This window comes from Croceitalea sp. P059, assembly GCF_031846365.1.
Lineage (GTDB): Bacteria > Bacteroidota > Bacteroidia > Flavobacteriales > Flavobacteriaceae > Croceitalea > Croceitalea vernalis.
Genome location: NZ_JAVRHW010000001.1, coordinates 217,466 through 236,350, shown reverse-complemented (window position 1 = coordinate 236,350; position 18,885 = coordinate 217,466). Strand labels below are relative to the sequence as shown.

The window sequence follows — 18,885 nt, the reverse complement described above, 5'->3', positions numbered from 1 at the left end:
ATTAATTAGTTATAGGTAAAAAAACATGTGATTTCATAATAGCACGTATTGTAGCTTCGTCGCTTGGGTCAAAACAATATAGTCTATTAAGACTTGTTCTATCTCCTGAATCAATATAGGCACTCAAACGGATGCTCCTGCTATTTTCATAAGGAGTGTTTTCTTTAACAATAATAGAAGGTATTCCATTAATCAAAGTGCGTTCAAAAGAAATGGTATTATCATTTTCGTCAACAAGATCTAAACCTCCAAAACTAAGGTAGCCATAGTCAAAAAAAATAGTATCACTTTCATTTGCTATTCTACCGATGTAAGTATCTATTCCTTGGTCAATTTGAAGTGACCAACCAGCAGGGACGTCTAACTTAAAAGAGACAGCATTGATTTCTTCTGTTAATTCTAAGGCATCATTTGATGATGGTGTGCAGCTGAAAAGAAGCGATAAAGAAAGAGAATAAATTATTTGAAGAGAATGCTTTACCATGGTTACCTTTTTAATAAAGACGTTGTAAAAGGAGAAGGGTTGCTTTTACCATCTTTGGTTTCTAAAACCATTTTCTTTGGCATATTCAATGGTGTTTACCAGGTATTCTTCTAAATTATATTGAGGTATAGGTAAAATACTTTCTAAAAGGGTGGTGTCCCATTCGTAAGGTTTTGCCGTTAGGTACGGAGTTAAATGAATACCAATGGTTTCGTAATAAAACTTTTCTAAGGTACTTTCAAATTCATTAGCCGTTTCTAATAACTCTTGAGTTAACCTAAAGTTTTTAAAATCAACAGTTTCCAAAATTTTAGTAATACCTGTAAAGATTTGAGTGCCTTTGGAGTTAACAATATTTAGTTGTTCTATAGTTGTGTCAAAGACTTTGGTAATGACTTTGGCAGCATAATCTGTTGGAATGATATTCAGTTTACTATCCGAATTGGCCTGAATACGAACCATATCATCAGAGTTATTGCGGTGAAAAAATTTTGCAAAAAGGTAAAAAACCATGTATTTAGAAATAAAAAATGAAGGTCTATCCATTATATTGCCTCCAAGAACACTGGGTCTTAAAATTTGAATCGCAATTTTGTTCTCTAGCCCTGCCTTTACGAGATATTTTTCAGCGGCATGTTTTGAAGCTTCATAAAAATTTCGATATTCATTTTGTTCTATAGCCACATAATTATCTTTCAATATCCCATCTAATTTGCCAATGGAAAATGCTGTGCTGATATAAATAAACTTTTTTAGATACGATTTATAGGTGTTGAAAATCTGCTCTGTAAAACTTAAATTTTCTTTAAAAATCTCTTGTTCGCTACTTGGGTCTACGGATAAATTTACGTAACCCGCTGAATGAATAAAATAGTAAGTATTAGTTTTCTTCAAAAAGCTTAGAGGTTCAAAAACTTCTTTTGCATCGACTACCTGAACCTTGTTTTTTATTGTTTTTTGATTGTTTTTTATTGTTACTGGGGCTATTTCACTTTCCAACATACTAGCTATACGATCTGCAGCGGAAGCTCTATTTTTTTTTCTAACAATTAAATAGAGCATTTCAATTTCTTGAAGTCTAGTTTCTAATAATGAGAATAATACTTGAGAACCTAAGGTGCCAGTGGCACCTGTTAAAATGATGTTCATTGATAGTTGATTGATATGCTAAATATCGTACTTAAAAAATAAACCCTTGCAGTTATGCAAGGGTTCTTTATGATACAAATAAAAACTTTGCTTTTAGTATCTGTAATATTCAGGTTTGTAAGGGCCTTCTACAGTTACACCAATATATTCTGCCTGATCTTGCTTTAGTTCAGTTAATTCAGCTCCTAGTCTTGCCAAGTGCAACTTTGCAACCTTTTCATCTAGGTGTTTAGGTAACATATAAACTTCATTCGCATAATTAGCACTGTTATTCCATAGTTCAATTTGAGCTAAGGTTTGGTTTGTAAAAGAATTACTCATGACAAAACTTGGATGACCAGTAGCACAACCAAGGTTAACTAAACGTCCTTCCGCTAAAATGATGACATCTTTTCCTTCAATAGTATATTTGTCTACTTGAGGTTTTATTTCATCTTTGGTATTACCGTATTCATCATTTAGCCAAGCCATATCAATTTCATTATCAAAATGACCAATGTTACAAACAATAGCTTTGTCTTTTAAAGCTCTAAAATGCTCTTCACGAATGATATCCTTATTACCTGTGGTGGTAATTACGATATCAGCATTTTGGATTACGGATTCTAATTTTTTAACCTCAAAACCGTCCATACAAGCTTGTAAAGCGCAGATTGGGTCAATTTCAGTCACCGTTACAATAGAACCAGCTCCCCTAAATGAAGCAGCAGTTCCTTTACCAACGTCACCGTAACCAGCAACAACAACACGTTTACCAGCTAACATAGTATCCGTCGCTCGACGGATGGCATCAACAGCACTTTCTTTACAGCCATATTTGTTATCAAATTTCGACTTAGTGACCGAGTCGTTGACATTAATTGCAGGCATTGGTAAGGTGCCATTCTTAACTCTTTCGTATAATCTATGTACACCTGTAGTAGTTTCTTCAGAAAGCCCTTTGATTCCTGCAGCTAGTTCTGGGTACTGATCTAATACCATATTAGTTAAATCACCGCCATCGTCCAGAATCATATTTAAAGGCTGTCTGTCTTCACCAAAAAACAAGGTTTGTTCAATACACCAATCAAATTCCTCTTCGTTCATTCCTTTCCAAGCATAAACTGGTATTCCAGCAGCGGCAATAGCAGCTGCAGCATGGTCTTGAGTAGAAAAAATATTACAAGAACTCCAAGTGACATCTGCTCCAAGATCAACCAAGGTTTCAATTAAAACTGCAGTCTGAATGGTCATATGTAGACAACCTGCAATTCTAGAGCCTTTTAAAGGCTGTTCATTTTTATATTCTTCGCGCAAAGCCATTAATCCTGGCATTTCAGCTTCAGCTAAATCAATCTCTTTTCTTCCCCATTCGGCAAGAGCAATATCTTTAACCTTAAAAGGCACAAACGGAATTGTTTTCGTATTCATAATTTTTTCGATTTATTTTCAAGCAATTTTGAGGTGCAAAGGTACAAATTACATAACTTTCTACCGTGCCTATTTACAAAACCATAACAGTTTCATCTGACACTAAGGTCTATATTTGGAAAGTAACAGAATCTGAAAACTCACTTGCTAAAAATGTGATTTTAACGGAGCACTGTGAGCTACGAATGCAGAAGATGAAATCTAAAATGCATCGTCGCGCTTTTTTGAGCATTCGACATTTATTTGCTGCAGCAGGTTTTGATGATGCAGCAGTGTATTATAATGATTTTGGTAAACCTTTTTTACATGACGGCAGGTATATATCTATCACACATTCAAATGAGTTTACGGCAATAATTGTTAGTAAAGCATTGGAGGTTGGTATTGATATTGAAAAACAACGCGATAAAATTCTTCGGATTGCGCATAAATTTACTCCTCTCGAAGAATACAGAACTTTGGCAAATTCTGAAGCGATTATAAGAAAGTTAACGATTGTTTGGGGTGCTAAAGAGTCTCTTTATAAAATATACGCACAACCCGGATTGAGTTTTCTAAAACATATTGATGTAAAAGACTTCTATTTTTCTGATTTGGAAACAACTGCTCAAATATTATATGAGGGTCAGAAGTCTAATTACAAAGTTTCTTTTTTAGAGTTTGAAGATTTTACATGTGTCTACGCGCTTCGTTCAAAAGATAGTATTTAGTAGCTTTGCCTTCTAAATGCAAAACACCATAATGAACATATCAGCAGAACTAACTTTTTCTCCTTTACAAGACGATTTTGAAGTTCATATCATCAGTTTTATTAAAAAACTTAGGATCTCTGGTCTTACAATTTTAGAGAATCCGTTGAGCACACAAGTTTTTGGAGAATATAACAAGGTAATGGATGTGTTACAAACTGAAATTGAAATCGCTTTCGAGTTAATGGATAAGGGTTTGTTACATATGAAATTGGTAAAATCTGACCGAAGCGATTATGAGCCACATTTTTGATTGGATTTTTTCGCAATACGATGGCGTTCCAACACATATTGTTGTGTTGGAATCTATAAGTGTTTTTTTTGCGCTGCTAAGTGTTTGGTTTTCAAAACGAGAAAACATTTTGGTTTATCCAACAGGAATTATCGCAACGGCTATTGCGGTTTATATACTTTTAGTTTACGGACTTTTGGGTGATATGCTTATTAATGCTTACTACTTTGTAATGAGTATGTTTGGCTGGTATATCTGGACACGAAAAGTTGATGACACCCACTTTATTCCTATTACCGTAATCAATCAAAAAGATAAGAAATGGGGAGTTTTCCTTTTTTTTGGAGCTATATTACTAGTTGTTATTGTCTATTTAATCTTTGACAAGTTTGATAATTGGACAGCCTATGTTGACACCTTTACGACAGCTATATTTTTTGTAGGAATGTGGTTAATGGCTAAAAAGAAATTAGAAAATTGGATTTTTTGGATTCTTGGGGATTTAATTTCAGTGCCGCTTTACCTTTATAAAGGACTAGTATTCTCATCTTTTCAATATTTATTATTTACCATTATTGCCATTTATGGCTATCAAGCATGGAAGAAAAACTTAAACAAGAGCCCACAAGCCTTATTAAAATAGTACTATTTGGTCCTGAATCAACAGGTAAAACAACTTTGGCTAAACAACTTGCTGATTATTACAAAACGGAGTGGGTGCCTGAATATGCTCGTGAGTATCTTCAAGAAAAGTGGGATAGAGAAAAGAAAACTTGTGAACCTCATGACTTACTTCCAATAGCCGAAGGGCAAATTAAACTAGAAAATTCAATAAGTAAAAAAGCCAATAAAATTCTTTTTTGTGACACCGATTTATTGGAAACTAAAGTCTACTCTGAAGCCTATTACATTGGTAAATGTGACTCTTTATTAGAAAAATATGCATTAGAAAATAGTTACGATTTATACCTGCTAACAAATATTGACACACCTTGGGAAGCTGATGATTTAAGGGATAAGCCTGATGAGCGTGAAAAAATGTTTAACTATTTTAAAGACACCCTTGAAAAATATAATAAGAATTTTATTACTTTAAACGGAGATAAAGATGTGCGGTTGAAAACTGCTGTTGAACATATTGAAAAACTATCGAAAGGCATGATTGATTTTACAGATAAAGATTTAATACAACTTCAAAATAAAGGTATTACAACAGAAAAGGTAGAAGACCAAATCGCCACTTTTAATGAAGGAATTCCGTTTGTTGATTTAGAAAAGGCGGCTGTTGTTGGAGAGGGAATAATGAGATGTTCCGAAGAAGAACAGAAAGAGTTTATAAGTTTTTTTGAAAATAATAAAGAAGAATTATCTCTTTTGAAATTCGTACCTGCTTCTGGTGCCGCCAGTCGTATGTTTAAGGCGATGTTTAATTTTATTGATTTATACAACCCTCAGCAGGAGAGTTTAGCATCTTATATAGATAGAACGAATGATATTGATGTAAAGAGATTTGTTGATGGAATGAAGCAATTTCCTTTTTACAATTTAATAATGAATCGTTTATCTGGCGATAACATTTCTGATGGAGAGCAAGCCTTTAATTTTGTAAAAGAAATGTTGACCGAGCAAGGCTTAAATTATGGTTTCTTTCCTAAAGGGTTATTACCTTTTCATGAGTATGAATCAGAATCAGCAACCCCTTTTGAAGAACATTTAAAAGAAGCTGCCTTATATGCTAAAACCAAGGAAGAAGCTAACTTGCACTTTACAATTTCTGAACAGCATGATGCCATGTTTAAAAAAGAGGAGCAGGCTAATACACCAAAAATCTCAACAAGAACTAAGACTAATTTTAAAATCACATATTCCAATCAGAAATCCTCCACGGATACTTTAGCGGTAAGTATGGATAATTCGCCTTTTAGAAATTCTGATGGTTCCATATTGTTTAGACCAGGAGGTCATGGCGCTTTAATTGAGAATTTAAATGATCAAGATGCAGATATAATTTTTATAAAGAACATTGATAATGTTGTTGTAGATGCAAATCTTTCTGCTGTTGCTGATAGTAAGAAAATGTTAGCAGGAATTTTATTGAAGCTGCAATCTAAGACTTTTGAATTTGCTAGTTTTTTGGAATCTGAAGCCATTACAGAAGCTAAAGAACAAGAAATAATATCTTTTTTAACGGAAAAGCTAAATGTTGGTTTTTCAATGGACTATAAACAGCTTTCAATTGATGAGAAGGCTATCTTTTTAAAGGCACAATTGAATAGACCTATTCGAGTTTGTGGCATGGTTAAAAATGAGGGTGAGCCTGGTGGGGGTCCATTTTTTATAAAAGATAAAAGAGGCAATATCTCACTTCAAATCATAGAGTCTGCACAAATTGATATGGATAACCCATCTCAAGTTTCAATTCTCAAGAATTCTACTCATTTCAATCCGGTCGATTTAGTGTGTGCAGTTAGAAACCATAAAGGAGATAAATTTGATTTATTAAACTTTGTTGATACTAAACAGGGTTTTATTACTGGTAAGACTAAAGAAGGTAAAGAATTAAAAGCACTCGAATTACCAGGCTTATGGAATGGTGCTATGGCATTTTGGAATACAATTTTTGTTGAGGTACCATTAGTCACTTTCAATCCTGTAAAAACAGTAAATGACCTGTTAAAACCGTCGCATCAAGGATAAATGATTACAAAACAATCTTATAAAAACCGCCTATTTGGCGGTTTTTTTGTTTTTAAGTGACTTTTTAAAAAAGAAAGTGTCTTACTAGTAAAGACCATAAAAAATGAACGAGTTAGTAAAATCTTCAATCTTAGGAATAGCAACAGTGATATTGCTATTTGTAGGTGCACATTTTACAAATGAAATGGAAGAAACGGAATTAGAGAAAGCACTCAATATAAAAAAGAAGGTCGAACGAGTAGATAATGTTGCTGATAACACAGCGGAATTAAAAAATATTGAAAACAAAAATTCTGAGGTGTCTTTATAAGCCCTCAGTTTTGGTTGGTTGATTTGGTTGAAAGGGCCGTATCATTTGATTTCGGTCCTTTTTTTAGATTTTGAACAATAGCATGGATTTGAATAATTTGGTTTGGGCATTTTTAATTATTGGAATTTTAAGTTTTGTTTGGTCTTTGTTAGTCATACTACCCAAAAAAGATATTTATAAGAAAAGGATTTAGCTATGCTACACTAACCATACTTTATCCAAGACGGTTTACTAAGAATGGTGTTTAAAACGCCTTTCCCCCGAATTTTTCTTAGTAGGCCCGATTTAAAAGACTGCATTTGCAGTCTTTTTTTATGTTCTAAATTAAAATTCTGAGTTTGATAACATCTAAAACTAACTTATAGTTCGTATTTAAAACCTAATGAATCCGCATAAATTAAAAATCATGAAGAATATTTTCTTTTTAGTAGCGCTTTTTGCTTTCAATTTGAATGCGAAAAATATAGAATCAATTAATGAACCCATTGAATTTATGGAAATATTCACTGACGAATTTAAAAAAGTAAATTCTAGTGAGCTTACTCCTCCTGTTGTGGAAGAGATTTTGAAGCAGTACCCTACTTCAAAATTAGCCGCTGTTTATAAAAACTCCAAAAATCAATTTAAATTAATAATGGTACTACAGAGTGGTACAAGAAGAACTGTTTATATTGATTCATACGGAAGATGGTTTAAGCTTAAATAGCTTTTGAATATTTCATAGGAATTAAAAGGCTGCATTTGCAGTCTTTTTTGGTTTATATAAAATGTAAGCTTATTTTTGTACCCATCTCAAAGGGGTGCTGTAAAAAGCTGAGATTATACCCAATGAACCTGGGCAGGTAATGCTGCTAAGGGACCGAGCATTAAGAAAATATCTTGTGGTATTTTTAGCGAGGGGCCAGTATAAGTAACGACTGACCTAATTTTGGAAAACCGTCTATAATAAGACAAAAATCAATTTTAACTTAGAATAATAGCCCCTTTTATTCGTAAAATTTTTACGAATGAAGACTCTTATTTTTACAATTTCAGCTTTTTTTTGGCTGACAATGGGGCTTTTCGCCCAACAACAAACCACTGATTCTTTAATAGGAAAAAAAGTAGTATTAGATGAAGTATTTGTGTCTGCAGTGCGAGTAACAAATGCATCACCAGTTACTTTTTCAAATCTTTCAAAAGAAGATATTAAGCCTAGAAATTTAGGTCAAGACATTCCAATTTTAATGAATTTTTTACCTTCTGTTGTAACTACATCTGATGCAGGTGCTGGGGTAGGGTATACCGGAATTCGAGTTCGTGGTAGTGATGCGACAAGGGTAAACGTGACTATAAACGGAATTCCTTACAACGACGCAGAGTCGCAGGGTACGTTTTGGGTAAACATGCCAGATTTCGCATCTTCAACTGAAAGTTTACAATTGCAAAGAGGGGTAGGTACCTCTACCAACGGTGCCGGTGCTTTTGGCGCCAGTTTAAATTTGCTAACTGATGGGTATTCTGAGGAGGCTTTTGCTCAAGTTTCTTCTTCATTAGGTAGTTTTAATACACTTCGGAATAATGTCAAGTTTAGCACAGGTTTACTAAACAATCATATTGAACTTTCTGGAAGACTATCTCAAATAAATTCTGACGGTTATATCGATAGGGCTAGGGTAGATTTAGAATCTTATTTTCTTCAGGCTGCCTATAAGGATGAGAACACCTTAATTAAAGCGCTGCTTTTTGGAGGTCACGAAATTACTTATCAAGCCTGGTATGGTATAGATGAAAATACCCTAGAATCTGATAGAACTTTCAATCCTTCTGGAATTTATACGGACGAAAATGGTGTTACTCAGTTTTACGAAAATGAAGTTGATAATTATAAACAAGATCATTTTCAATTGTTATGGAACGAGAAACTGTCAGCTAATTGGAGTTCAAACTTGGCAATTCATTATACTCGTGGACGTGGTTTTTTCGAACAATTTAGAGAAGATGATGATTTTGATACCTATGGGTTTACTCCTTTAAATGTAGATGGCGAAGTAGTTAACACCACTGATTTAATACGCCGTAGATGGTTAGACAATGACTTTTATGGAGCTGTTTTTTCGGCTAATTATGAAAAAGATAAACTCAATTTTATCATCGGAGGAGGATGGAATACTTATAAAGGCGACCACTTTGGTGAAGTGATATGGGCGAGATTTGCCAGTAATAGCGAATACAGAGACCGTTATTATGACGATACCTCAACCAAAACTGATTTTAACTTGTATACTAAAGCAAATTATAAATTAGATAGCAAATGGTCTTTGTATGGTGATTTGCAGTATAGATCAGTAGGTTACCAAGCTAATGGAGAAGATACGGGCCTCGTGGATGATATATTTAATTTTTTCAACCCGAAAGCCGGAATTACTTATGACTTGAATAAAAAGAATAACTTCTATTTTTCTTATGCAGTTGCTAATCGTGAGCCTAATAGAAACGATTATGAAAACGGAAATCCGAAACCAGAAAATTTAAAAGATTTTGAATTAGGTTGGCGCTATGTGAGTAGTGATGTTCAAGTAAATACAAATGTTTACTATATGAAATATCGTGATCAATTGGTACTTACAGGAGAGTTAAACGATGTGGGTGCTCCCTTAAGAGCTAATGTGGGCGATAGTTATCGTTTAGGCCTTGAAATTGACGCCAATATTCGATTAAATGATAAGTTTAGTATTACCCCTAATATTGCATTAAGTAGTAATAAAAATCAAGAATTTATTTTTCAACGTGATGGTGTTGTTCAGAATTTGGGAAATACAAATATTGCATACTCACCTAAATTAATTGCTGGTAATCTTTTGACATATTTTCCAAAACCAGAATTGCAATTGATTTTATTATCAAAATATGTCGGTGAGCAGTTCATGGGTAACATAGATGCTGAAGCTTCAATTTTAGAAGCATATTCTCAAACAGATTTTAATGTACAGTACGAATTAAAATGTAATGGATTTTTAGATAGTATTGTTTTGTCAGGTTTAGTGAATAATATATTCAATGCTAAGTTTGAATCAAATGGCTATTTTTTCACATTTGATGATGATTTTTCAAACCCTGGAACAGTTACAACTATTGAAGGAGCAGGATTTTATCCACAGGCAGGAACCAACTTTCTGGTAGGAGCTACTTTAAACTTTTAATTCTTATTTAGTTTTTAAAGGATACCGTATTTTTAAATAAAAAAGTATGGTATCCTTTTCAAAAGACAATCCACTACGCTGGGGTATTATAGGTTGCGGTGATGTTACTGAGGTCAAAAGTGGGCCAGCCTATAATTTGACAGAAGGTTTTAAACTTGCAGCTGTTATGCGAAGGAGTTTAGATAAGTCGGAAGATTATGCTAAAAGACATCAAGTGCCTTTTTTCACCAATAAGGCTTCTGAGGTTATAAACAATCCTGAAATTGATGCTGTCTATATTGCGACACCTCCTGATACGCATAAGCTTTATGGGTTAAAGGTTGCTGAGGCCGGTAAACCTTGTTGCATTGAAAAGCCTATGGCACCAAATTATGCGGATAGCTTAGAAATTTTCAATGCTTTTCAAGAAAAGAACCTTCCACTTTTTATTGCTTATTATCGTAGGTCTTTACCTCGATTTTTAAAAGTTAAGGAATGGCTTGATGCTAATTTAATTGGCGATGTACGCCATATTAGATGGCACAAAAGCAGAAGTGCAAGTCCTTTAGATTTAAACCGCGAATACAATTGGAGAACGGATGCCAGTATTGCCAAAGCCGGTTATTTTGACGATATTGGAAGTCATGGTTTAGACTTGTTTACGTTCTTACTGGGTGATATAGAAAATGCGTCGGGGTTTGCGGTCAATCAACAAGGCTTGTATTCAGCCTATGATGCGGTTACAGGTAGCTGGATTCATAAAAATGGTATAACAGGCGAAGGAAGCTGGATATTTGGTGTTCATGAACGTCAAGATAAAGTGGAGATATTTGGTTCAAAAGGCGAAATTCGATTTTCTGTTTTAGGCGAGTTTCCGATTGAATTGATTTCTAAAACAAAAAATCAATCTTTATTTATAGAGCATCCTAAGCATTTACATCAATACCATGTTGCTAATATGCAAATGCATCTTTCAGGACAGAAAATACATCCTTCCACCGGAAATTCTGGCCTTCATACCAGTTGGGTGATGGATAAAATTTTAGGAATTATTTAGTTTGAAATTATTACTGAACTACCACTTTGTACTGCTCTATAAAAAAGTAAGTCGTAATAACGTGCACCATCATCAGGTCTGTTCAAAAATTGACCAGTAAACAAGTTATAGGTGAAATCTTCACAAGAACATACCACATTTTGACCATCAATTGTCATAGTAGAGCATGTATTAGGTGCATGATTAGGACAACTAGCTTCAAAAGCAAAAAATGTATCTAAACCTGTTTTCATTACAAAAGCCCCACGGGTGCCAACGGCATCATTACCTACATAAATAGGGTTTCCTATATTATTAAGGTTGTTATAGAGGGGTAGGTTTAAATTTAATTCAAACCTAAAACCTACTTCTTGTAAAAATGGGTTTCTATTAGTTGTTCCACTATCACATGATAGAGTTAACACTAACAAAATCAGGGCTAAACGCGCTTTCATATATGAAGAGTTTAATACAAAAATCATCAAAAAATGTATATATTTGCGTTAAATCCTCGCTAAACTATATTCGTATAGTCGTGTCAGAGGATTTTTCGATTATTAAAGACAAGTGCATCGAGAAAGATTAATAGCTTTCTCCGATGCCTTTTTTCATAAAATTAATGTTATGAGTAAAGTTTCATACTACACCCCTGAAGGTTTAAAAAACCTAAAAGAAGAGCTAGATTATTTGAGAGATATTGAAAGACCTAAAGCTTCTCAAGCAATTGGAGAGGCCAGAGACAAGGGAGACCTTTCGGAGAATGCTGAATATGACGCAGCCAAAGAAGCTCAAGGCTTGCTAGAAATGAAGATTTCTAAGATGGAAGAGACATTATCGAATGCCCGGTTAATTGATGAGTCACAATTAGATACTTCAAAAGTGCTTGTGCTATCTACAGTTAAATTAAAAAATCAAACTAATGGTATGGAAATGAAATATACCTTAGTGGCTGAAAGTGAAGCAGATTTAAAGTCTGGTAAAATTTCAGTGAACTCCCCTATTGGTAAAGGTTTGTTAGGAAAAACTGTTGGTGATGTGGCGGAAATAAAGGTACCTAACGGTACAATGAAATTTGATATTTTAGAGATAACAAGATAATTTCATTTTCAAAATATGGTATATTTAATCCTGATTTTTAAGTCAGGATTTTTTATTTCAATCAAATATTATGGCAAGCATATTTACTAAAATAATCCAAGGTGATATACCCTGTTATAAAATTGCAGAGGATGATAATTTTTTTGCTTTTTTAGATATCAATCCAAATGCAAAAGGGCACACCTTATGTGTTCCTAAAAAAGAAGTTGATAAGATTCTGGATTTGGATGAATCAACTTATTTAGGACTAATGAAATTTGCTAGAAAAGTTGGACAAGCTATAGAACAAGCTATTGAATGCAAAAGAGTGGGCATTAGTGTAATTGGTTTAGAAGTACCTCATGTACATGTTCATTTAATCCCACTTCAAAGTATGGAAAATGCTACTTTTCAAAAAAAGGTAAGTTTAACAAAAGAAGATTTTGAAATTATAGCAACTTCCATAAAGAACAAACTTAAATAACACCTTCAAGGTACATGTAAATCCCTCCTGTAATCAAAGCAAAAACAACAAGTATTAAAACGTAAAATAGTGTTGTGAATTTAGTTGAAGATTTATTAGGCTCAATCAACTTGTTATAATACTCGAAAACCCTTTCAATATCAGGGGTCCAATTTATAGGATAAATCATTGAAAAACACTTCTTGCACTTAATTTCGTGACTAACTTCATTGGTAGTTTTATGATAAAAAAGAGTGTAGGTATGTTTTTGATAAAAAGATAGTTTTAACTCTTGGTTAAAACACTCCGGGCAGTTATTGGTAATTTCTGCCTCTTTTATCAGAACCATATTTTGCTTCGACATAACTAAACAACTGCTTTAAGTGAAATTTGCATAATGGTTCCTTCTTTACTAGAAGAAAGCACTTTTATCTTTCCTTTATGGTACTCTTCAATAATTCTTTTAACTAAAGACAAACCTAATCCCCAGCCTCTTTTTTTTGAGGTAACTCCTGGGTTAAAGATGGATTGATAATCACTTTTTGAAATTCCGTGTCCAGTATCTGAAATCATAATATTCACGAAATTTCCATTCTTTTCTATTTGAATAGCAATATTTCCTTTGCCTTTCATAGCATCTATACCATTCTTAACGAGGTTTTCAATACTCCAATTGTATAAAGGCGGGTTTAATAGTACAGAAAGTTCATTTAATTCAGAACTAAATGAAAAATGAATAAGTTTAGAACTTCTTCTTTTTAGATACTGATAGGCCTTTTCAGTCTCAGCGACAATATCATGAACTTCTAAATTGGGAACAGAGCCTACCTTAGAAAAGCGCTCTGTTATGGTTTGTAAGCGGTCAATATCTTTTTCTATTTCTTTAGTGATTTCCGGATTGATGTTTTCCGACTTTAAAATTTCGTTCCAGCCTAATAAAGAAGTTAAGGGGGTGCCTATTTGATGGGCAGTTTCTTTAGCCATACCGGCCCACAACTTGTTTTGTTCGGATGCTTTATTTGTTTTAAAGAAAAAGAAAATTACCGCTCCAAAAAGAAAGATAATAAGTAGTAGAGCAATCGGATAGTATTTTAATTTGTTGAGCACATCAGAATTGCCGTAATAAAGTGTAGCAAGTTCTTCCCCTTTGTAAGTCATTAAAATAGGTTCATTTTCATTTTGAAACTTTTTAATCTTGTTTTCAATTTGAATAGTGTCTAAATCAGAATCATTAATAAGATTATGAGTTTTTATTGAACCATCTTTATTTACCAAAATCATTGGTGTTGAAGTGTTATTTCTGAGAATTTGAATTGGAAGATTTCCGAGTTCTTCATCAATAGGTGCATTGTCAATCTTTGCTTGAGCGGCTGCCCAGTTCTCTATTTTTAAACGTTCTTCCTGTTTAAATTTTTCAAAGAAAATATTTGTATTCCAAAGGATTAGGCTTACAATAACAAAAGCTGAAATCAATAGAATGACATTCGAAGTCCGTCTTTTTGGATTGAATTTCATTAAAGGTCGAATTAGTAAACTAGTTCACTCTCAAAGATAACGCAAAAAGACAGGAATTGTTGAAAAACGACCTTAGAGCAATATCAATTTAGACATGATTTTACGTATTTTTGAAGCTTAAATAAATTCAGTTATAATGGAAGTTCAGGGAAAAATCAAAATGATAGATGAGACCAAAACCTATGGTAATAATGGTTTCAGAAAGCGTGAAGTGGTAATAACAACAGAAGAACAGTATCCACAGCATATTTTGGTTGAATTTGTTCAAGACAAATGTGATTTATTAAATAGTTACGGTGAAGGCCAGACGGTAAAAATTAGCATTAACCTCAGAGGTCGTGAGTGGGTCAACCCTCAAGGTGAAACCAAATACTTTAATAGTATTCAAGGTTGGCGTATTGAAAATCTGCAGCAAGAAAGCAGTCCTGAAGGCATGCCACCCGTTCCACCTATGGAAGCATTTGAACCGGCTGATGATGTCAAAGAAGAAGATCACGACGACCTTCCTTTCTAGTAAGTTCTGAGCTTATTGGGTAGATCAATTTTAATAAAAATCTATATTTTTAAGGAAAAATTGCATCCATGGAAAACAATGGAAAGAATAAGCCTTTATTCTTTTTAAATGATCGATTGGAGTTCCCTCCTGTTTCTAATGCTAACCCTGAAGGTTTATTGGCAGTTGGGGGAGACTTATCACCGGAAAGATTATTGCTAGCATACCAGAATGGCATTTTTCCATGGTTTAATGAAGATGCACTGATTTTGTGGTGGAGTCCTGATCCTAGAATGGTCTTATTTCCTGAAAAATTAAAGGTTTCAAAAAGCATGCGGAAAATTATCGCTAGCAACCAATTCGAATTGACAAAAAATAAATGTTTTGATAAGGTAATTGAGCATTGTTCTGTGCTAGAGCGCAAAGGACAAGAAGGTACGTGGATTACTCCAAAAATGAAGGAAGCCTACTTGAGTTTGCATGAAAAAGGTTTTGCAAAATCCTATGAAGTTTGGCAAAATAGTAACTTAGTTGGTGGCTTGTATGGTATTGATTTAGGCCACGTATTTTGTGGTGAAAGCATGTTTAGTTTAGTTTCAAATGCTTCTAAATTTGCATTTATTCATATGGTAAATGAACTCAGAAATGAGTCGTATAAGCTAATTGATTGTCAAGTGTACACTCAGCATTTAGAAAGCTTAGGAGCACAAGAAATGGCTCGAGATAAGTTTATGCAAATATTGAATAAAGAAAACTAAGTCAGTTTTACTTCTGTTTGAGAATTTTGACTTGCCAGGGAGCAAATTCAAAAATATCTTTTTGATTTTCGCTTGAGTTTGATTTAAGTAAAATATACTGCCTTTGATTTAAGTTGTAAGACCAATTTACGGAATGGTCTGAAAAATTATGAACTACTAAAAATTTTTCGTTTTCATCCCAACGTCTATAGGCATAAATAGCAGGGTTGTCTACATCTAAACACTCATAGTCTCCATAAACAAAGGTTTTATTTTCTTTTCTAAAAGCAACCATTTCTCGATAGTAATTTAATATGGAATTTGCTTTTTTTTCTTGTTTTGAAACATTGATTTTTTTATAATTTGGGTTTGTTTGAAGCCAAGGAGTTCCATCAGTAAAACCTGCATTGTTTTTATCGTTCCATTGCATTGGCGTACGAGCGTTATCTCTGCTTTGTAGATGAACAACATCAAAAAAACGATTCATATCTTGACCATTAGCTTCAGCGGATTTCCATGCATTTAGGGTTTCAACATCATTATAATCTTTAATACTATTATAAGCTACATTAGTCATTCCAATCTCATCACCTTGATATATATAAGTCGTTCCTCTCATGGTTAATAATAGCGTAGCCAACAATTTTGATGAAGCTTCATGATATTTTTTGTCATTACCAAAACGGGAAACCATTCTACTAAAATCATGGTTACCCAAAAAGATACTGCCCCAACCTTTGTTTTTTAATGCTTTGTCCCAATCATTGAAAACAGTTTTAAAAGTTTTAAAATTAATGGGTATAGGATCGTATTTTCCACCAACGCCACAATCAATAAACATATGGTCAAAATGAAAGACCATATTCAGTTCTTCCCTTTTCTCGTCAACGTAGAGAGGGCCATTTTCTAAATCAATTCCGGGGCCTTCTCCCACGGTCATAATATCATATTTACTCAAAACCTCTTGATTCATTTCATTTAAATACTGATGAATTTTAGGTCCGTTGGCATAATAGTTAATAATCGTTTCTTGAAATTTTTCAAATTCGGAATTAGGGTAGCCGTCCGGTTTTGAAATTAATGAAATTACATCCATTCTAAATCCGTCAACACCCTTTTTAAACCAGTATTCAACAACATCAAATATTTCTTTGCGAACTTTCGGATTTTCCCAATTGAGGTCAGGCTGCTTTTTAGTGAAATAATGTAAATAATATTGGTCTGTTGTTTTATCATATTCCCAAGTACTTCCATTAAAAAAGGACTCCCAGTTATTAGGCGGACCGCCGTTTACTCCATCCTTCCATATGTAATAATCACGATATGGATTTGTCTTTGATTTCTTCGATTCAGTAAACCAATAGTGTTCATCTGAAGTATGATTTGCAACCAAATCCATTACTAGTTTAAGCCCTTTTTGATGGGTTTTCTCAAGTAATTCATTGAAAGCCTTCTGACCACCAAAATCTTCAGAAATTTTACGATAATTACTGATGTCATAGCCATTATCATCGTTTGGTGATTCATATACAGGGCAAAGCCAGATGATGTCAACACCTAAAGATTTTATATAATCTAATTTTTCTATGACACCGTCAATATCGCCAATACCATTGCCTGAAGTGTCATTAAATGAACGAGGATATATTTGATATACCACACCTTCTTTCCACCAAGTCTTTTTCATTGAAAACTATGAAATCTAAAATGTATTTATGAGAAAATAAAATATGTACTGATTACCAAAAGGGCAATTACCGCTCCGACAACAAATGCATATTTCCACGGAGTGATGTCTATAACATCTGTAGTTTCTTCTTCCGTAATTGATTTCTTTGGCTTTAGCCAACCAAAAACCAGCATGACAATAATATTAAATACGAATAAAATTCCCATTACATGTAAGTAATGAGGATAGGCTTTGGCCTTAATGATACTTAGTTCATTTAAGTCAGTTATACCTTGGGATTGCGCCATTGAAACCGCGGTTTCTCTAAAATGAGGTTCTAACAATAGCAGACTAATTAAGTACAATAACACACCGCCTACCATGACTACTTTAGCTCCAATAGCGGGCACTTTTTTCGTGAGGACCCCCGTCATTACTACTGCTAAAATTGGCACGCTTAAACTCCCCAAAGATTGCTGGATATAACTAAATAAACCATCAGGAGCAAAAGCTATGAAAGGAGCAATTAACATTGATACAACGGCTAGTCCTATTCCAAATGTTTTTCCGGCTTTTACAGTTTCAACTTCTGTAGCATCTTTCTTAAAATACATGCGATATAAATCAAAACCAAAAAGTGTTGCACTGCTATTTAATAAACTATTAAACGAACTTAATACAGCACCAAAAAGAACCGCAGCAAAGAAACCAGTAAATGCACCTGGTAATACTTTTGCAACAAGGGCGGGATAAGCTTGATCCGGATTGTCTAACTGTCCTTCAAAAACATGCCATGCAATGATACCTGGCAATACAACAATTATAGGAATAACAAACTTGACGAAAGCTGCCAATAACATTCCTTTTTGACCTTCTTTAAGGCTTTTTGCTCCAAAAACACGCTGTAAAATAGATTGATTAGTACCCCAATAATAGATTTGAGCAAGCATCATGCCTGTAAAGATTGTTCCAAAAGGGATAGAAGAATCTACAGCCCCTTTCATTTTAAATTTTTCTGGATTAGTATCCCATAAAATCCCTAATCCACTCCCTAAATCTCCATCACCAATTAATAACAAGCCAAATATAGGAATCAGTAGCCCACCTATTAAAAGCCCGATTGCGTTGATGAGGTCAGAAACTGCAACGGCTTTTAAACCACCAAAAATGGCGTAAACCATTCCTATCAAACCGATAGTTATTACACATATCCATATAACGGTCCATGGAGTTACCCCCATGATATTAGGTAAATCAAACATGGTACTGAACGCCAGTGAGCCAGAATATAATATAGTTGGTAATAATACTATTCCATATGCAAAGAGAAAGAGTATGGACAACAAAGCTTTTGTTTGTTGGTCAAATCTCTTTTCAACAAATTCAGGAATTGTAGTAATTCCTTTCTTCATGTATTTGGGCAACAAATAAATTGCCGTAAAAATCATTGCGATCGCTGCTAAAGTTTCCCAAGCCATAACCATTAGGCCTTCTGCAAAAGCTTGACCATTTAATCCAACAATTTGTTCTGCTGACAGATTTGTCAATAATAAGGAACCGGCAATGGTAATTGCCCCAAGGCTACGACCGCCTAAGTAATAGCCATCAGCCGATTTTTCATCAGTTTTTCGAGTAGCATACCATGCAACAAAAGCGACAAAAAGTGTAAATCCTAAAAACGAGATAATTGTGAGAATTCCCAA

At 33.9% G+C, this 18,885-nt stretch carries 20 protein-coding genes and 1 riboswitch; of the genes, 12 read left to right on the top strand and 8 right to left on the bottom strand.

The window, feature by feature from the left end; all coding sequences use genetic code 11:
- Position 1: 1 nt before the first annotated feature.
- From RM542_RS01000 to ahcY, 3 genes are all read right to left on the bottom strand, one after another.
- On the bottom strand, positions 2-484 hold the full coding sequence (locus tag RM542_RS01000) for a hypothetical protein (protein WP_311383839.1): 483 nt from the start codon (positions 482-484) through the stop codon (positions 2-4).
- A gap of 45 nt (positions 485-529) precedes the next feature.
- On the bottom strand, positions 530-1,633 hold the full coding sequence (locus tag RM542_RS00995) for an SDR family oxidoreductase (RefSeq protein WP_311383838.1): 1,104 nt from the start codon (positions 1,631-1,633) through the stop codon (positions 530-532).
- A 93-nt stretch (positions 1,634-1,726) separates the two neighbouring features.
- The gene (gene ahcY, locus RM542_RS00990) at positions 1,727-3,043 is read right to left on the bottom strand and encodes an adenosylhomocysteinase (protein ID WP_311383837.1); all 1,317 of its coding nucleotides are present in this window, start codon (positions 3,041-3,043) and stop codon (positions 1,727-1,729) included.
- Positions 3,044-3,108: 65 nt separating this feature from the next.
- Between ahcY and RM542_RS00985 the strand changes: the two genes are divergently transcribed.
- The 8 genes from RM542_RS00985 (at position 3,109) to RM542_RS00950 (ending at position 11,249) form a co-directional block, all read left to right on the top strand.
- Positions 3,109-3,753, top strand: a complete 645-nt coding sequence (locus tag RM542_RS00985; RefSeq protein ID WP_311383836.1) for a 4'-phosphopantetheinyl transferase superfamily protein — start codon at positions 3,109-3,111, stop codon at positions 3,751-3,753.
- A 31-nt stretch (positions 3,754-3,784) separates the two neighbouring features.
- Positions 3,785-4,045, top strand: a complete 261-nt coding sequence (locus RM542_RS00980; RefSeq protein WP_311383835.1) for a hypothetical protein — start codon at positions 3,785-3,787, stop codon at positions 4,043-4,045.
- Positions 4,029-4,667: a nicotinamide riboside transporter PnuC gene (gene pnuC, locus RM542_RS00975; protein ID WP_311383834.1), complete on the top strand. Its 639-nt coding sequence runs from the start codon at positions 4,029-4,031 to the stop codon at positions 4,665-4,667. Before RM542_RS00980 ends, pnuC begins: the two co-directional genes overlap by 17 nt.
- Positions 4,622-6,721 carry a DUF4301 family protein gene (locus RM542_RS00970; RefSeq protein WP_311383833.1) on the top strand — a complete coding sequence of 700 codons (2,100 nt, stop codon included), beginning with the start codon at positions 4,622-4,624 and terminating at the stop codon, positions 6,719-6,721. Before pnuC ends, RM542_RS00970 begins: the two co-directional genes overlap by 46 nt.
- 103 nt (positions 6,722-6,824) lie before the next feature.
- On the top strand, positions 6,825-7,031 hold the full coding sequence (locus tag RM542_RS00965) for a hypothetical protein (protein ID WP_311383832.1): 207 nt from the start codon (positions 6,825-6,827) through the stop codon (positions 7,029-7,031).
- A gap of 406 nt (positions 7,032-7,437) precedes the next feature.
- The gene (locus RM542_RS00960; protein ID WP_311383831.1) at positions 7,438-7,737 is read left to right on the top strand and encodes a hypothetical protein; all 300 of its coding nucleotides are present in this window, start codon (positions 7,438-7,440) and stop codon (positions 7,735-7,737) included.
- Between the two features lie 80 nt (positions 7,738-7,817).
- Positions 7,818-7,907, top strand: a riboswitch (TPP riboswitch).
- A 131-nt stretch (positions 7,908-8,038) separates the two neighbouring features.
- Positions 8,039-10,213, top strand: coding sequence for a TonB-dependent receptor domain-containing protein (locus RM542_RS00955; RefSeq protein WP_311383830.1), 2,175 nt, complete (start codon positions 8,039-8,041; stop codon positions 10,211-10,213).
- Between the two features lie 46 nt (positions 10,214-10,259).
- Complete coding sequence (locus RM542_RS00950; protein ID WP_311383829.1) at positions 10,260-11,249, top strand: Gfo/Idh/MocA family oxidoreductase; 990 nt, start codon at positions 10,260-10,262, stop codon at positions 11,247-11,249.
- On the opposite strand, the gene RM542_RS00945 is transcribed toward RM542_RS00950, so the two are convergent.
- Positions 11,246-11,683, bottom strand: coding sequence for a hypothetical protein (locus tag RM542_RS00945; protein ID WP_311383828.1), 438 nt, complete (start codon positions 11,681-11,683; stop codon positions 11,246-11,248). The genes RM542_RS00950 and RM542_RS00945 overlap by 4 nt on opposite strands.
- A 169-nt stretch (positions 11,684-11,852) precedes the next feature.
- Here RM542_RS00945 and greA point away from each other — a divergent pair, with 169 nt between their 5' ends.
- Both greA and RM542_RS00935 read left to right on the top strand, forming a co-directional pair.
- Positions 11,853-12,326, top strand: coding sequence for a transcription elongation factor GreA (gene greA / locus RM542_RS00940; protein ID WP_311383827.1), 474 nt, complete (start codon positions 11,853-11,855; stop codon positions 12,324-12,326).
- A gap of 70 nt (positions 12,327-12,396) precedes the next feature.
- Complete coding sequence (locus RM542_RS00935; RefSeq protein WP_311383826.1) at positions 12,397-12,789, top strand: HIT family protein; 393 nt, start codon at positions 12,397-12,399, stop codon at positions 12,787-12,789.
- Here RM542_RS00935 and RM542_RS00930 read toward each other — a convergent pair.
- Both RM542_RS00930 and RM542_RS00925 read right to left on the bottom strand, forming a co-directional pair.
- The gene (locus RM542_RS00930) at positions 12,782-13,117 is read right to left on the bottom strand and encodes a hypothetical protein (RefSeq protein ID WP_311383825.1); all 336 of its coding nucleotides are present in this window, start codon (positions 13,115-13,117) and stop codon (positions 12,782-12,784) included. The genes RM542_RS00935 and RM542_RS00930 overlap by 8 nt on opposite strands.
- 17 nt (positions 13,118-13,134) lie before the next feature.
- Positions 13,135-14,283: a HAMP domain-containing sensor histidine kinase gene (locus tag RM542_RS00925; protein ID WP_311383824.1), complete on the bottom strand. Its 1,149-nt coding sequence runs from the start codon at positions 14,281-14,283 to the stop codon at positions 13,135-13,137.
- A 136-nt stretch (positions 14,284-14,419) separates the two neighbouring features.
- Here RM542_RS00925 and RM542_RS00920 point away from each other — a divergent pair, with 136 nt between their 5' ends.
- Both RM542_RS00920 and aat read left to right on the top strand, forming a co-directional pair.
- Entirely contained in the window at positions 14,420-14,797 is a 378-nt protein-coding gene (locus tag RM542_RS00920; RefSeq protein WP_311383823.1) for a DUF3127 domain-containing protein, read from the top strand.
- A 68-nt stretch (positions 14,798-14,865) separates the two neighbouring features.
- Entirely contained in the window at positions 14,866-15,534 is a 669-nt protein-coding gene (gene aat / locus RM542_RS00915; RefSeq protein WP_311383822.1) for a leucyl/phenylalanyl-tRNA--protein transferase, read from the top strand.
- A 7-nt stretch (positions 15,535-15,541) separates the two neighbouring features.
- Here the strand turns inward: aat and RM542_RS00910 are convergent, their stop codons facing one another.
- Both RM542_RS00910 and RM542_RS00905 read right to left on the bottom strand, forming a co-directional pair.
- Positions 15,542-17,200: an alpha-glucosidase gene (locus RM542_RS00910; protein ID WP_311383821.1), complete on the bottom strand. Its 1,659-nt coding sequence runs from the start codon at positions 17,198-17,200 to the stop codon at positions 15,542-15,544.
- Between the two features lie 26 nt (positions 17,201-17,226).
- Complete coding sequence (locus RM542_RS00905) at positions 17,227-18,879, bottom strand: solute:sodium symporter family transporter (protein ID WP_311384884.1); 1,653 nt, start codon at positions 18,877-18,879, stop codon at positions 17,227-17,229.
- Between the last annotated feature and the right edge of the window lie 6 nt (positions 18,880-18,885).

What these genes read in the sequence shown, in the direction of transcription:
- RM542_RS01000 (WP_311383839.1), bottom strand. Translation starts at nt 484, where the DNA reads ATGGTAAAGCATTCTCTTCAAATAATTTATTCTCTTTCTTTATCGCTT.
- RM542_RS00995 (WP_311383838.1), bottom strand. Translation starts at nt 1,633, where the DNA reads ATGAACATCATTTTAACAGGTGCCACTGGCACCTTAGGTTCTCAAGTA.
- ahcY (WP_311383837.1), bottom strand. Translation starts at nt 3,043, where the DNA reads ATGAATACGAAAACAATTCCGTTTGTGCCTTTTAAGGTTAAAGATATT.
- RM542_RS00980 (WP_311383835.1), top strand. Translation starts at nt 3,785, where the DNA reads ATGAACATATCAGCAGAACTAACTTTTTCTCCTTTACAAGACGATTTT.
- pnuC (WP_311383834.1), top strand. Translation starts at nt 4,029, where the DNA reads ATGAGCCACATTTTTGATTGGATTTTTTCGCAATACGATGGCGTTCCA.
- RM542_RS00970 (WP_311383833.1), top strand. Translation starts at nt 4,622, where the DNA reads ATGGAAGAAAAACTTAAACAAGAGCCCACAAGCCTTATTAAAATAGTA.
- RM542_RS00965 (WP_311383832.1), top strand. Translation starts at nt 6,825, where the DNA reads ATGAACGAGTTAGTAAAATCTTCAATCTTAGGAATAGCAACAGTGATA.
- RM542_RS00960 (WP_311383831.1), top strand. Translation starts at nt 7,438, where the DNA reads ATGAAGAATATTTTCTTTTTAGTAGCGCTTTTTGCTTTCAATTTGAAT.
- RM542_RS00955 (WP_311383830.1), top strand. Translation starts at nt 8,039, where the DNA reads ATGAAGACTCTTATTTTTACAATTTCAGCTTTTTTTTGGCTGACAATG.
- RM542_RS00950 (WP_311383829.1), top strand. Translation starts at nt 10,260, where the DNA reads ATGGTATCCTTTTCAAAAGACAATCCACTACGCTGGGGTATTATAGGT.
- RM542_RS00945 (WP_311383828.1), bottom strand. Translation starts at nt 11,683, where the DNA reads ATGAAAGCGCGTTTAGCCCTGATTTTGTTAGTGTTAACTCTATCATGT.
- greA (WP_311383827.1), top strand. Translation starts at nt 11,853, where the DNA reads ATGAGTAAAGTTTCATACTACACCCCTGAAGGTTTAAAAAACCTAAAA.
- RM542_RS00935 (WP_311383826.1), top strand. Translation starts at nt 12,397, where the DNA reads ATGGCAAGCATATTTACTAAAATAATCCAAGGTGATATACCCTGTTAT.
- RM542_RS00930 (WP_311383825.1), bottom strand. Translation starts at nt 13,117, where the DNA reads ATGGTTCTGATAAAAGAGGCAGAAATTACCAATAACTGCCCGGAGTGT.
- RM542_RS00925 (WP_311383824.1), bottom strand. Translation starts at nt 14,283, where the DNA reads ATGAAATTCAATCCAAAAAGACGGACTTCGAATGTCATTCTATTGATT.
- RM542_RS00920 (WP_311383823.1), top strand. Translation starts at nt 14,420, where the DNA reads ATGGAAGTTCAGGGAAAAATCAAAATGATAGATGAGACCAAAACCTAT.
- aat (WP_311383822.1), top strand. Translation starts at nt 14,866, where the DNA reads ATGGAAAACAATGGAAAGAATAAGCCTTTATTCTTTTTAAATGATCGA.
- RM542_RS00910 (WP_311383821.1), bottom strand. Translation starts at nt 17,200, where the DNA reads ATGAAAAAGACTTGGTGGAAAGAAGGTGTGGTATATCAAATATATCCT.